The sequence below is a fragment of the Streptomyces sp. E-08 genome (genome assembly GCF_049913095.1).
GTDB lineage: Bacteria > Actinomycetota > Actinomycetes > Streptomycetales > Streptomycetaceae > Streptomyces.
Window position 1 is genome coordinate 5,593,988 of the sequence record NZ_CP183971.1, and the last position, 13,138, is coordinate 5,607,125.

A 13,138-nucleotide genomic window follows, 5' to 3' on the forward strand; every position below is an offset into this window, starting at 1 on the left:
ACACCACCAGCGTAGACATCCGGGCCGGAAATGGGCTCGGTGCTCCGCCGGGCCGTGCCCTGCGGCAGGATGGACGCCACCTGGTCCGCACGCGTCATGCGCGTACGTACTGAAGACAACCGCTGGAGACGCCCGGTGAGTTCCCCAGATCCACAGGTTCGCGGAGCGCGAAACCCCTCAACCCGGTCCGCCGTGCGCGGCCCCGTCGTCGCGGTCACCGGCGCCGCTTCCGGCGTCGGTGACCTGCTGACCAGGCGTCTCGCCGCCTCCGGCGAGATCAAGCGGGTCGTCGCCATCGACGAGCGCCGGGGCGAGGTCGCCGAGGCGCAGTGGCACATCCTCGACGTGCGCGACCCGGCCATCGCCGAGAAGCTGCGCGGCGCGGACGTCGTCGTGCACCTCGCCGTCGACCTCGACCTGGAGACCGACCCCGCCGCCCGGACGGCCTACAACGTGCGGGGCACCCAGACCGTCCTGACCGCCGCCGCCGCGGCCGGGGTGCACCGGGTGGTGCTCTGCACCTCCGCGATGGTCTACGGCGCCCTGCCCGACAACGACATCCCGCTCTCCGAGGACGCCGAGCTCAGGGCGACGGCCGAGGCCACCGGCGTCGGCGACATGCTGGAGATCGAGCGCCTCGGCCGCCGCGCCCCCCGCGCCCACCCCGGCCTCCACGTCACGGTCGTCCGCCCCGCCGTCCTCGTCGGCGGTACGGACACGGCGCTCACCCGCTACTTCGAGTCGCCCCGGCTGCTCGTCGTCGCCGGATCCCGGCCCACCTGGCAGTTCTGCCACGTCGAGGACCTGGTCAGCGCCCTGGAGTACGCGGCCCTGGAGAAGGTCGACGGGGAGTTCGCCGTCGGCTGCGAGGGCTGGCTCGAACAGGAGGAGGTCGAGGAGCTCTCCGGGATCCGGCGCATGGAGCTGCCCTCCGCGGTCGCCCTCGGCACGGCGGCCCGCCTGCACCGGATCGGGCTCACCCCGTCCCCGGCGGGCGACCTCGCCTACACCATGCACCCCTGGGTGGTGAGCGTCGGACGGCTGCACGACGCCGGCTGGCGTCCGAAGTGGACGAACGAGGAGGTGCTCGCCGCGCTCCTGGAGGAGGCCGAGGGCCGCCACACCGTCGCCGGCCGCCGCCTGGGCCGCAAGGACGCGACGGCGGCCGGCGCGGCCGGTGCGACGGTGGCGCTGCTCGGCACGGCGGCCCTGGTCAGGCAGATGCGGAAGCGGCGGGGCCTGTAGTTTGTAGGACCCTCCTACGGAGGGTTCCGTCCACAGGTCGAAAGGTCCCTTACCGGATGTCGGAGCCGTGCGGCACCATGGGCGCATGGCGCAGACGCACGACCACCCCGGCGAGCAGGCAGCGGACGACCCGATCAAGCTGCTCGCGATCCGTGACACCCCGCTCTCGGTCGACGAGGTCTTCCGGGCCGTCGGAGACGACGCCTCCGGCGGCACCACCCTCTTCGTCGGCACCGTGCGCAACCACGACGGCGGCGCGGACGTGGACGCCCTGGGCTACTCCTGCCACCCGACCGCCGACGCGGAGCTCCGCCGGGTCGCCGAGAAGGTCGTCGCGAACTATCCGGTCCGCGCCCTGGCGGCCGTCCACCGCGTCGGCGACCTGCGCGTGGGGGACATCGCGGTCGTCGTCGCCGTCTCCTGCCCGCACCGCGCCGAGGCCTTCGAGGCCTGCCGGAAGCTGATCGACGACCTCAAGCACGAGGTCCCGATCTGGAAGCACCAGACGTTCTCCGACGGGACGGAAGAGTGGGTCGGCTCCTGCTGAGCCTTCGCCCGGGGCCCCCGGCCACGGGCGCCCCGGCCGACGGCCGGGGTGAGGGTCGGGGCCTGCCGGGCGGGGCAAGGCGGCGCGCCGACGGGGCGTAGCCGAACGCCCGATTTGCGTAACCGCCCCCCAGGCGCGAGCGTTGATCCCACAGATGACACAGTCTGCTGATCAACTCACTGGGGATGGGAGGTCGGGATGGCAGCGCTGGCCTGGTTGCTGATTCCGCTTTTCGCAGTCGTCGGCGCGGCGATATGGGGAAGCTGGGCTTCGAGGAGCAAGACCATAGGTGACGTGGCGGAACTCGCCGGCTACGCACGCTTCCGGGACGCCATGGAGCGGTCCCACACCACGACCGCCGATTCCGCTCGTGAGGAGCGCGAACCGGCCGCGACGGCCTCCGCCGTCACCACCTCGCCCTCGGGCTGACGCGGGCCGCCCCGTACGGACCGCCCCAGGGGTGCACCCACAGTCGAGTCCCGTACTGTCGTTCCATGCCACGCCGCACCGCGACGATGCTCGCCTCCACCCTGGTCCTGATCTGTCTGCTCATCGCGGGCGTTCTGATCCCGGTGCCGTACGCGGAGATGAGCCCCGGCCCCACGGTCAACACCCTCGGCGATGCCAGGGGAGAACCGGTCCTGCAGATCTCGGGACGCAAGACCTACCCGACCGACGGTCACCTCAACATGACGACGGTCCGCGTCACCAGCGCGGACTACAAGATGAACGCCGTCGAGGCCGTCTACGGATGGCTCGCCCACGACAACGTGGTCGTGCCGCACGACACCCTCTACCCGGACGGCAAGACCGAGGAGGAGTCGAGCCAGGAGAACGCCGAGGAGTTCAGCCAGTCCCAGGAGAGCGCCAAGGTGGCGGCCCTCGGGGAGCTGGGCATCCCGGTGGTCGCCCGGGTCGTCGTCGCGACGGTCGTCAAGGGCGCCCCGGCCGAGGGCAAACTGCACGCCGGGGACGTGATCAAGGCCGTCGACGGCGTGCCGGTCAAGGACCAGGGCGACGTCGCCAAGCAGGTCACGAAGCGGAAGCCCGGCCAGGACGTCGAGTTCACGATCGTCCCCGCCAAGGAGGCCGCCGCGGCCGAGAAGGCCCGCAAGGAGCCCAAGGTCACGCAGAAGGTGGTCATCAGGACCACGACGTCGGAGGAGGGCGACCGGGCCGTCGTCGGCATCCAGGCCGGCACCGACCACGTCTTCCCGTTCACGATCGACATCAACCTCGCCGACGTCGGCGGCCCCAGCGCCGGTCTGATGTTCGCCCTCGGCATCGTCGACAAGCTGACCCCGGAGAGCCTCACCGGCGGCCGGTTCATCGCGGGCACCGGCACCATCGACGACAAGGGCGAGGTCGGCCCGATCGGCGGCATCGAGATGAAGCTGGTCGGCGCGCGCGACGCGGGCGCCCAGTACTTCCTCACCCCTGCCGACAACTGCGAGGCCGCTGCCGCGGACACCCCGGACGGGCTGACCCTGATCAGGGTCGACACCATCGACGACGCCACGAAGTCCCTGGAGAAGCTCCGCAAGGGCGACACGGCGTCGCTGCCGAGCTGCTCCAGGAGCTGAGTCAGGACGTACGCGAAGGGGCGCCCGGTCGGCCGACCGGGCGCCCCTTCCTCGTCTTCCGTGTGTTCCGCGTGTTCCGCGTGTTCCTCGTACGGGAGCGGCTCAGCTCTCGAAGGTGGCCGCCAGCGCCTCGGCGAGGCCCGGCACCAGGTCGGGGCCGGTGAGGACCTCGGTCGCGGAGTCCTTCTCGCGGAGCCGGATCGCCGCCTCGCGGGCGCCGCTCCGCAGCACCGCCACGGTCATCCGGACCTCCTGGCGGTCCGGGTGCGCGGCGACCCACTTGGCGAGCTGCTTCTCGTTCAGGCCCTGGGGGACCTGGGCCTCGGCCGACGGGGGCAGCATGAGCCGCTCCACGGTCAGGGCGCAGCCGGCCACCCCGGCGGGCCAGGCGATGGTGCCGAGGAACTCGTCGAGGGCCTTGCCGCGCGGCAGCTTGTCCTGCTCGATCGGGGTGTAGGCGGTGGCGTCGTCGCCCAGGCCGAGCTGGGAGGCGAGCTTGGGCTCCTGGGCGCGCAGCCGTGCGGTGTCGACCAGGGCGAACAGGCGGGCGGGCTGGTCCCAGCCGAGGCCCGACGCGTACTCGTCGATCTCGAGCACGGCGCGGGTGAGGGGGCTCGCGGCCATGGCCGGGCCGGAGGGGGAAAGGTTGGACATGACCAATATCCTGCCTCCTCTTCCCCTGAAGACGGGAACTAGGTAAAGCCTCAGTAAGTTGCACCAGTGGGCTCTACGATCGCGGGGCCTGCTTTCAGACGCATCAACATCGAGGGGCGCACGTTGGCTTTCCAGATGCCGGACCGTGGCCAAGGCCCGTCCGGGCCGAGGGTGAGAGTCGGCCGGCCGTCCCGGCGGGCCCGCACCCTGCTCATGACACTCGGGGTGCTGGCCGTCCTGGCCATGGCGTTCGTGATGTTCGCCGGGTTCTGGACGGACTGGCTGTGGTACCGCTCGGTCGAGTACTCGTCCGTGTTCACCACCACCCTGTGGACCAAGATCGGCCTCTTCGCGGTCTTCGGCCTGCTGATGGGGATCGCCGTCGGCTTCAACATCTGGCTGGCGTACCGGCTGCGGCCGCCGCTCAGCGCGATGTCGCTGGAGCAGCAGAGCCTCGACCGGTACCGGATGGGTCTGGCCCCGTTCAAGAAGTGGGTGCTCCTCGCGGTCACCGCCCTGGTGGCCCTGATCGCCGGCGCGTCCGCGTCGGGCCAGTGGCGCACCTGGCTCATGTGGGTCAACGGGGTGAAGTTCGGCCAGAAGGACCCGCAGTTCGACCTCGACGTGTCGTTCTACGCCTTCGACCTGCCCTGGTACCGCTTCCTGCTGGCGTTCGGCTTCGCCGCCGCCGTGCTGTCGCTGATCGCCGCCGCGCTCACGCACTACCTGTACGGCGGGCTGCGGATCACCAGTCCGGGCGCGCGTGCCACCGCCGCCGCCACCGGGCACCTCTCGGTGCTGCTCGGCCTCTTCGTCGCGCTCAAGGCCGTCGCGTACTGGCTCGACCGGTACGGCCTGGCGGTGAAGTCCAGTGACTTCAAGGCCACCGGCAACTGGACGGGGCTGCGGTACGTCGACGCCAACGCGTACCTGCCGGCGAAGACCATCCTGTTCTGCATCGCCATCATCTGCGCGCTGCTGTTCTTCGCGACGCTGTGGCGCCGCACCTGGCAGCTGCCGGTGATCGGCTTCGGTCTGATGGTGCTCTCCGCGATCCTGATCGGCGGCCTGTACCCGGCCATCGTGCAGAAGTTCCAGGTCCAGCCGAACGAGCAGGCCAAGGAAGCGCAGTACATCCAGAAGAACATCGACGCGACCCGCAAGGCGTACGCGATCGACGGGACGAAGCTGGAGAACTACTCGGGCAAGTCGACGGTCAAGTCCAAGGACAAGCTGCGGGCGGACGCCGACACGGCGGCCAGCTACCGCGTCCTCGACCCGAACATCGTGTCGCCGACGTTCCAGCAGCTGGAGCAGAAGCGGAAGTACTACCAGTTCCCGACGACCCTGGACGTGGACCGCTACGCCGGCAAGGACACCGTCGTCGGCCTGCGTGAGCTCAACATCAAGGGCATCCCGAAGCGGAACTGGATCAACGACCACTTCACCTACACCCACGGCTACGGCGCGATCATGGCGTCGGGCACGTCGACGGACGCCAACGGCTCCCCGGTCTTCACCGAGTCCGGACTGCCGACGACCGGCTCGCTGGGCACGTACCAGCAGCGGATCTACTACGGCGAGAAGACCGACCAGTACTCGATCGTGGGCGGCCCGCAGAAGGAGCTGGACTACGAGGAGAACGGCGAGAAGACCACCAGCTACAAGGAGAAGAGCGGCGTCAGCCTCTCCAACACCTTCAACCGCGCCGCGTACGCGGTGGCCTTCAGCGAGCCGCAGATCCTCTACTCGGGAGCCATCGGCGACGGCTCGCGGATCCTGTACAACCGCACGCCCAAGGAGCGCGTCGAGGCCGTCGCGCCCTGGCTGACCATCGACGGCGACGCCTACCCGGCGGTCGTCGACGGCCGGATCCAGTGGATCGTCGACGCCTACACGACGACCAACGGCTACCCGTACGCCTCGCGCACCACGCTCGGCGACACCACGGCCGACTCGCTGACCGTCGGCAACCAGCAGCGCACGGTCGTCGCCCAGCAGAACCAGGTCAACTACATCCGCAACTCGGTCAAGGCCACCGTCGACGCCTACGACGGCACGGTGAAGCTCTACGAGTGGGACACCCAGGACCCGGTCCTCAAGACCTGGATGAAGGCCTTCCCCGGCACGGTCCAGCCGAAGTCCGAGATCAAGGGCGACCTGCTCGCACACCTGCGCTACCCGCAGGACATGTTCAAGGTCCAGCGCGAGCTGCTGACCCGCTACCACGTCACCGACCCCGCGCAGTTCTACAGCGGCTCGGACGCCTGGCAGGTGCCGGACGACCCGACCAACAAGGACGGCAACGCGGTCCCGCCGTACTACCTGAGCATGAAGATGCCCGGGGACACGGCGCAGCGCTTCTCGCTGACGACGACGTTCACGCCGAACGGGCGGCCCAACCTGGGCGCCTTCATGGCGGTCGACGCCGACGCCACCAGCAAGGAGTACGGCCGGCTGAGACTGCTGCGGGTCACCGAGGACGTCCCGGGCCCGGCCCAGGTGCAGAGCAAGCTCAACGGCCTGCCCTCCGTGGCCACCTTCGTCCGGGACATGAAGGGCGCCGACTCGGACATCCAGTACGGCAACCTGCTCACCGTGCCGCTCGACGGCGGGTTCCTGTACGTGGAGCCGGTGTACGCCCAGGGACGCAACGCGCTCTACCCGCTCCTGAAGAAGGTCGCGGTGTCGTACGTGGACGCGGACCAGCCGGACGGTGACACGACGAAGGACACCACGGTGTTCGAGGACAACCTCACCAAGGCGCTCAACGCGGTCTTCGGGGTGGAGGCGCCCACCGCGCCGACGACCCCGCCGGGGACCACGCAGCCGCCCGGCACGACCCAGCCGCCGGCGTCGAACGACGCCGCGCTGCAGCAGGCGATCGCCGACGCCCAGAAGGCGTACGACGCGGGCGAGGCCGCGCTGCAGAAGGGCGACTGGACCGCGTACGGCAAGGCCCAGGAGGATCTCCAGGCGGCGCTCGAGCGGGCCGCCCAGGCCGGCGCGAAGCTGAAGACCCCCGGGTCAGGCGGCTGACCTGAGGTTTTCCACCCCCGCGTCGTGATACTGTGGTTTCACCGACGCGGGGTGGAGCAGCTCGGTAGCTCGCTGGGCTCATAACCCAGAGGTCGCAGGTTCAAATCCTGTCCCCGCTACTCAGAGGACAAGGGCCCGGATCCATAAGGATCCGGGCCCTTGTCGTGTGTCGGCGTGCCGGGGGGTGCCGAAGAGCGGTAGGGAAGGGGCGAGTTGGCGTGAGTCGTGTTTGACTTGTCTCTCTGTGGGCATGTCGACAAAACGCTGAGTGACCTCACTGGCTGCGGTATACCAGGTGTGCTCGGGTTGCGGGTGGTGCGACGATGGTATTTATGGGGGACAGGGCAACTCTGTTGGAGACAGGGCGGTTTGTGCAGCGGCACGCCAGAAACGCCGCAGACGAGATCATCGAGGCAGTAGGGGCCGTCGATGCGGCCGTCGACACCACCGCCGAGACCGACGCCGAGAACGAGACCGAGACCGAGGCCCGTCACCGGCGCGCCGCCGAGCACGGCGACCTCGCCTCGATGAGCGCCCTCGGCGCGCTGCTGCTGCGCCGCGGTGACCTCGACGGCGCCGAGCCGTACCTGCGCGGCGCCACGGCCGAGGGGGACCGGGCCGCCGCCAACAACCTGGGCGTCCTGCTCCACCAGCGCGGATACGCCGAAGAGGCCGCCGGCTGGTGGCGGGTCGCCGCCGTCGCCGGTTCCGCGCCCGCCGCACACGCCCTCGGCCGCCACCACCGCGAGCGCGGCGACGAGCCGGCCGCCGAGTACTGGCTGCGCCAGGCCGCCGAGCAGGGCCACGCCCTCGGCGCCTACGCCCTCGCCGACCTCCTGGAGCACCGTAGCGACGTCGGCGCCGAGCGCTGGCTGCGCGCCGCCGCCGAACAGGGCCACCGCGAGGCCGCCTACCGCCTCGCCCTCGCCCTGGAGCGCCGAGCCACCGAGACCACCCGCGGACCGCACGAGACCGGCACCCGGCTCCGGACCCCGGGCGCCCGGGCGGCCGTGCCCGCCGGCGCGCCCGCGACCGGCACCGGCGCCGCCGTCCCCGGGCAGCCGGCCGGCGAGTGCGCGGGCGAGACCGCCGAGGCCGAGCAGTGGTTCCGGCAGGCCGCCGCGCGCGGCCACCGGCGGGCCGCGCTCCACCTGGGCGCGATCCTGGAGCACCGGGGCGAGCTCAAGGAGGCCGGCCGCTGGTACCTCAGCTCCGCCAAGGAGGGCGAGGCGAAGGCCGCCTGCGCGCTCGGCTTCCTGCTCCGCGACGCGGGCGACGAGGAGAGCGCCGCCGTGTGGTGGCTGCGAGCCGCCCAGGACGGCGACGGCAACGCCGCCAACGCCCTCGGCGCCCTGCACGCCGCCCGGGGCGAGCAGCAGACCGCCGAGCGCTGGTACCGGGCCGCCATGGACGCCGGCGACGTGAACGGCGCCTACAACCTCGGGCTGCTCTGCGCCGCCCAGGACCGCATCCCGCAGGCCGAGCAGTGGTACCGGCGGGCCGCCTACGCGGGCCACCGCGAGGCCGCCAACGCGCTCGCCGTACTGCTCCTCCAGGCCGGCGACGCCAACGGCGCCGAGCCCTGGTTCTCCAAGGCCGCCGAGGCCGGCAGCGTCGACGCCGCCTTCAACCTGGGCATCCTGCACGCAGGCCGCGACGACGACCGCACGGCCCTGGTCTGGTACGAGCGGGCCGCGGCCGCCGGGCACACCGAGGCCGCCCTCCAGGTCGGCATCGCCGCCCTGCGGGACGGCGACGAGCAGACCGCCGAGCGGCACCTGCGGTGCGCGGCCGGCGGCGGCAGCGCCGAGGCCGCCTTCCGGCTCGCCTCGGTGCTCGACGCGCGCCGCCCCGAGCCCGGCCCCGCCGTGCTCGGCGCGCCCCGCGAGGAGAAGTCCGAGTGCGAGGAGTGGTACGAGCGGGCCGCCCAGCAGGGGCACCGGCGCGCCCAGGTGCGGGTCGGGATGCTCGCCGCCGGGCGCGGCGACCTCGCCGAGGCCGACCGCTGGTACCGCGAGGCCGCCGAGGCGGGCAGCCGCAACGGCGCCTTCAACCTCGGGCTGCTCCTCGCGCGTGAGGGCAGCGAGCGGGAGGCCGCGCTCTGGTGGACCCGGGCGGCCCGGGCCGGCCACGGCCGTGCCGCGCTCCGGCTCGCGCTGCTCGCGGCGCGCCGGGGCGAGCTCACCGAGGGGCGCCGCTGGTGCGACCGCGCGGTGGAGCTGGGTCCGGCGGAGGTCGCCGAGCGGGCGGCCCGCCTGAGCGAGGCGCTGCACCAGGAGCTCACGGCGTAGCGCTGGTGCGGCGCGTTAACGGATTTGCGCTGGTGACGGACGTCCCGTAGAGTCGTGTTTACCGACGCGGGGTGGAGCAGCTCGGTAGCTCGCTGGGCTCATAACCCAGAGGTCGCAGGTTCAAATCCTGTCCCCGCTACTCAGTAGCAAACGAAGGCCCGGATCCATTCACTGGATCCGGGCCTTCGTCGTGTGTTTGCGTGTGCGGGTGCACCGCACGAGAAAGCCCCCGCCGGAGCGGGGGCTTTCTCGTGGTCGTCAGGCCGTCGTGGCGCAGCTCGGGCAGATGCCCCGGTAGGTGACCTCGACGTTCGAGATGGTGAAGCCGAAGCGCTCGGCGTCCGGCAGGTCCGCCAGCGGGTCGCCGGCCGGGTGCACGTCGCGGATCGCGCCGCAGCGGCCGCAGACCAGGTGCTGGTGGGGCCGATGGGCGTTGGGGTCGTACCGCTTGGCGCGGCCGTCGGTCGCGACCTCGATGACCTCGCCGAGGGTGACCATCTCGCCCAGCGTGTTGTACACGGTGGCGCGCGAGATCTCGGGCAGCCTCGTCACGGCGCGCGCGTGGACCTCGTCGGCGGTCAGGTGCACATGGTCCCCGTCGAGGACCTCGGCCACGACGCGCCGCTGTGCGGTCATACGCCAGCCGCGTCCGCGCAGTCGTTCCAACAGGTCACTCATGGGGGCCAGCCTAACAGTCGGGGGAGCGGGCTCCCGAACCGGTGTGACTTTAGATGTTCACTTGACTTAGACATTGTCCATTGTAGGATCGGAATCGGCACTGGCCAAGGCTCCGTGAAGGGCCTAGGCAGAGGGACAGGACACGCAGGACATGACGCAGGAGGCGCACGTGACGCAGGGACCGCTCACCACGGAGGCCGGAGCTCCGGTCGCCGACAACCAGAACAGCGAGACCGCGGGCGTCGGCGGTCCGGTCCTCGTCCAGGACCAGCTCCTCCTGGAGAAGCTCGCCCACTTCAACCGTGAGCGCATCCCGGAGCGCGTCGTCCACGCGCGCGGTGCGGGCGCCTACGGCACGTTCACGGTGACCCGTGACGTCTCGCGGTGGACGCGCGCCGCGTTCCTCTCCGAGGTCGGCAAGGAGACCGAGACCTTCCTGCGCTTCTCCACCGTCGCGGGCAACCTCGGCGCGGCGGACGCGGTGCGCGACCCCCGCGGCTGGGCGCTGAAGTTCTACACCGAAGAGGGCAACTACGACCTCGTCGGCAACAACACCCCGGTGTTCTTCATCAAGGACGCCATCAAGTTCCCCGACTTCATCCACACCCAGAAGCGCGACCCCTACACGGGCTCGCAGGAGGCGGACAACGTCTGGGACTTCTGGGGCCTCTCTCCGGAGTCGACCCACCAGGTCACGTGGCTCTTCGGCGACCGCGGCATCCCCGCCTCGTACCGCCACATGAACGGCTACGGCTCGCACACCTTCCAGTGGAACAACGAGGCCGGCGAGGTCTTCTGGGTCAAGTACCACTTCAAGACCGACCAGGGCATCAAGAACCTCACCCAGGACGAGGCCAACCGCCTCGCCGGCGAGGACCCGGACTCGCATCAGCGCGACCTGCGCGAGGCCATCGAGCGCGGCGACTTCCCGACCTGGACCGTGCAGGTCCAGATCATGCCCGCGGCCGACGCGGCGACCTACCGCTTCAACCCGTTCGACCTCACCAAGGTGTGGCCGCACGAGGACTACCCGCCGATCGAGATCGGCCGGCTGGAGCTCAACCGGAACCCGGAGAACATCTTCGCCGAGGTCGAGCAGTCGATCTTCAGCCCCGCGCACTTCGTGCCGGGCATCGGCCCCTCCCCGGACAAGATGCTCCAGGGCCGCCTCTTCGCGTACGGCGACGCCCACCGCTACCGCGTCGGCATCAACGCCGACCACCTGCCGGTGAACCGCCCGCACGCCACCGAGGCGCGCACCCACGCGCGGGACGGCTTCCTCTACGACGGCCGCCACAAGGGCGCGAAGAACTACGAGCCGAACAGCTTCGGCGGCCCGCACCAGACGGACCGGCCGCTCTGGGTCGGCTCGGCGGTCACCGGCGCGACCGGCGACCACGCCGCCCCCTCGCACGCCGAGGACAGCGACTTCACGCAGGCGGGTGATCTCTACCGACTGATGTCCGAGGCCGAGAAGGGCCGGCTCGTCGAGAACCTGGCCGGCTTCATCGCCAAGGTCTCGCGCGACGACATCGCCGAGCGGGCGATCGACAACTTCCGCCAGGCGGACGGCGACTTCGGCAAGCGGCTGGAGGCCGCGGTCCAGGCCCTGCGCGGCTGAGGGCGCTTGCCGTAGGAGAGGGCGGGCCGGACTTCCGTACGGAGGTCCGGCCCGCCCTCGCGTGCTCAGCCGGCGACGCTGTGCACCGGGATCCAGCAGCGGATGATGTCGCGCACGGAGACGATGCCGACGGGTCCGCGGTCGTCGAGGACGACGAGGTGCCGGAAGCCGCCGCGCGTCATGGCCTCGGCCGCCTCCGCCAGGGTCCAGGCGGGCGCGGCGAAGACGACGTCGCGGGTGGTGTGGGATCCGGCGGTCTCCCGGTCGGGGTCCTGGTCCCGGGCGAGGGAGTTGAGGATGTCCCGTTCGGTGAGGATCCCGAGGCCGCCGGCGTCGGTGTCGAGGACGACGGCGGCGCCGACGCGGCGCGCCGACATCAGCCGGGCCGCCTGTCGGAGGGTGTGGGCGGGGCCGATGGTGAGGACCACCGTGCTCATGGCGTCACGGACGAGCATGGACGGAGCCACCTCCTTGGTGAACCCTTCCCGCCTTCTACGAGAACGAATTCACAAGTTCACAAGTGGGGGGACTCTCAGAGTGGCACCGGGGGGTGGAGCCGACAAGGGGGCGCGCGAGGCGCCCCCGGGCGCGCGGCGGGGCGCTCGCCCCGGGGCTTCTCCCGGTTCGGGGCTTCTCCCGGTTCAGGCGGCCGGGCGCTCAGTCCTGGGCGTTCTCCTGGTTCAGGTAGCTGAGCAGCTCCCCGTGCAGCAGGCCGTTCGACGCCGCCGCGTTTCCGCTGTGCGGGCCGTGGCGGCCGTCGAGGCCCGTGTACGTGCCGCCGGCCTCCTGGACCACGATCGCGACCGCGGCCATGTCCCACAGCGAGAGCTCCGGCTCCGCGCAGATGTCCACGGAACCCTCCGCGACCATCATGTACGGCCAGAAGTCGCCGTACGCCCGGGTCCGCCAGCACGCGCGCGTGAGGTCGAGGAAGCCGTCGAGGCGGCCCCGCTCCTCCCAGCCGCTCAGCGAGGAGTACGCGAAGGACGCGTCCGACAGGGACGCGACCTTCGAGACGCCGAGCCGGGTCGCGGAGGCCAGGCTGCGGCCCGTGTACGCGCCGAGGCCCTTCGCCGCCCACCAGCGCCGGCCGAGCGCCGGCGCGGACACCACGCCCACCACCGGCTGGAACCCGGTCTCCCCGGCCTCCATCAGCGCGATCAGGGTCGCCCAGACCGGCACCCCGCGCACGTAGTTCTTCGTGCCGTCGATCGGGTCGATCACCCAGCGGCGCGGGCCGGTGCCCTCCACGCCGTACTCCTCGCCGAGGATCGCGTCGCGCGGCCTCGCGCGCTGGAGCTGTCCGCGGATCAGCTCCTCCGCCGCCTTGTCGGCCTCGCTCACCGGAGTCATGTCCGGCTTCGTCTCGACCTGGAGGTCGAGCGCCTGGAATCGGTCCATGGTGGCCGCGTCGGCGGCATCCGCGAGGACGTGGGCGAGACGCAGATCATCGTGGTAGTCGGCCATGCCCGGCACTCTA

At 71.3% G+C, this 13,138-nt stretch carries 11 protein-coding genes and 2 tRNA genes; 9 read left to right on the forward strand and 4 right to left on the reverse strand.

The annotated features are described in order from the left end of the window. Positions 1–135: 135 nt before the first annotated feature. The 4 genes from ACN9MM_RS25960 to ACN9MM_RS25975 all read left to right on the forward strand — a co-directional run bounded on the left by ACN9MM_RS25960 (position 136) and on the right by ACN9MM_RS25975 (position 3,375). On the forward strand, positions 136–1,245 hold the full coding sequence (locus tag ACN9MM_RS25960; RefSeq protein WP_426366019.1) for an SDR family oxidoreductase: 1,110 nt from the start codon (positions 136–138) through the stop codon (positions 1,243–1,245). Positions 1,246–1,330: 85 nt separating this feature from the next. After that, a complete protein-coding gene (locus ACN9MM_RS25965; protein WP_361735710.1) occupies positions 1,331–1,792 on the forward strand; it encodes a molybdenum cofactor biosynthesis protein MoaE in 462 nt (153 codons plus the stop codon). A 294-nt stretch (positions 1,793–2,086) separates the two neighbouring features. Then, positions 2,087–2,221 (forward strand): hypothetical protein, encoded by a 135-nt coding sequence (locus tag ACN9MM_RS25970; protein WP_426368968.1) that lies wholly within the window; start codon positions 2,087–2,089, stop codon positions 2,219–2,221. A 65-nt stretch (positions 2,222–2,286) separates the two neighbouring features. Then, positions 2,287–3,375 (forward strand): YlbL family protein, encoded by a 1,089-nt coding sequence (locus tag ACN9MM_RS25975; protein ID WP_426366020.1) that lies wholly within the window; start codon positions 2,287–2,289, stop codon positions 3,373–3,375. Positions 3,376–3,477: 102 nt separating this feature from the next. On the opposite strand, the gene ACN9MM_RS25980 is transcribed toward ACN9MM_RS25975, so the two are convergent. Then, positions 3,478–4,029: a PPA1309 family protein gene (locus ACN9MM_RS25980; RefSeq protein ID WP_426366022.1), complete on the reverse strand. Its 552-nt coding sequence runs from the start codon at positions 4,027–4,029 to the stop codon at positions 3,478–3,480. A 135-nt stretch (positions 4,030–4,164) separates the two neighbouring features. Between ACN9MM_RS25980 and ACN9MM_RS25985 the strand changes: the two genes are divergently transcribed. From ACN9MM_RS25985 to ACN9MM_RS26000, 4 genes are all read left to right on the forward strand, one after another. Then, positions 4,165–7,068, forward strand: coding sequence for a UPF0182 family protein (locus ACN9MM_RS25985; RefSeq protein ID WP_426366023.1), 2,904 nt, complete (start codon positions 4,165–4,167; stop codon positions 7,066–7,068). 45 nt (positions 7,069–7,113) lie between these two features. Then, positions 7,114–7,187 (forward strand) — tRNA-Met (locus ACN9MM_RS25990). 204 nt (positions 7,188–7,391) lie between these two features. Continuing rightward, on the forward strand, positions 7,392–9,359 hold the full coding sequence (locus tag ACN9MM_RS25995; protein ID WP_426366024.1) for a tetratricopeptide repeat protein: 1,968 nt from the start codon (positions 7,392–7,394) through the stop codon (positions 9,357–9,359). Positions 9,360–9,424: 65 nt separating this feature from the next. Continuing rightward, positions 9,425–9,498 (forward strand) — tRNA-Met (locus tag ACN9MM_RS26000). A gap of 119 nt (positions 9,499–9,617) precedes the next feature. On the opposite strand, the gene ACN9MM_RS26005 is transcribed toward ACN9MM_RS26000, so the two are convergent. Then, positions 9,618–10,037 (reverse strand): Fur family transcriptional regulator, encoded by a 420-nt coding sequence (locus tag ACN9MM_RS26005; protein WP_382867180.1) that lies wholly within the window; start codon positions 10,035–10,037, stop codon positions 9,618–9,620. Positions 10,038–10,188: 151 nt separating this feature from the next. Here ACN9MM_RS26005 and ACN9MM_RS26010 point away from each other — a divergent pair, with 151 nt between their 5' ends. Then, positions 10,189–11,658 carry a catalase gene (locus ACN9MM_RS26010; RefSeq protein ID WP_426366025.1) on the forward strand — a complete coding sequence of 490 codons (1,470 nt, stop codon included), beginning with the start codon at positions 10,189–10,191 and terminating at the stop codon, positions 11,656–11,658. A gap of 65 nt (positions 11,659–11,723) precedes the next feature. Here the strand turns inward: ACN9MM_RS26010 and ACN9MM_RS26015 are convergent, their stop codons facing one another. Continuing rightward, positions 11,724–12,113, reverse strand: coding sequence for a CBS domain-containing protein (locus ACN9MM_RS26015; protein ID WP_383796787.1), 390 nt, complete (start codon positions 12,111–12,113; stop codon positions 11,724–11,726). A 202-nt stretch (positions 12,114–12,315) separates the two neighbouring features. Continuing rightward, complete coding sequence (gene hisN, locus ACN9MM_RS26020) at positions 12,316–13,125, reverse strand: histidinol-phosphatase (RefSeq protein WP_426366027.1); 810 nt, start codon at positions 13,123–13,125, stop codon at positions 12,316–12,318. Positions 13,126–13,138: the final 13 nt, after the last annotated feature.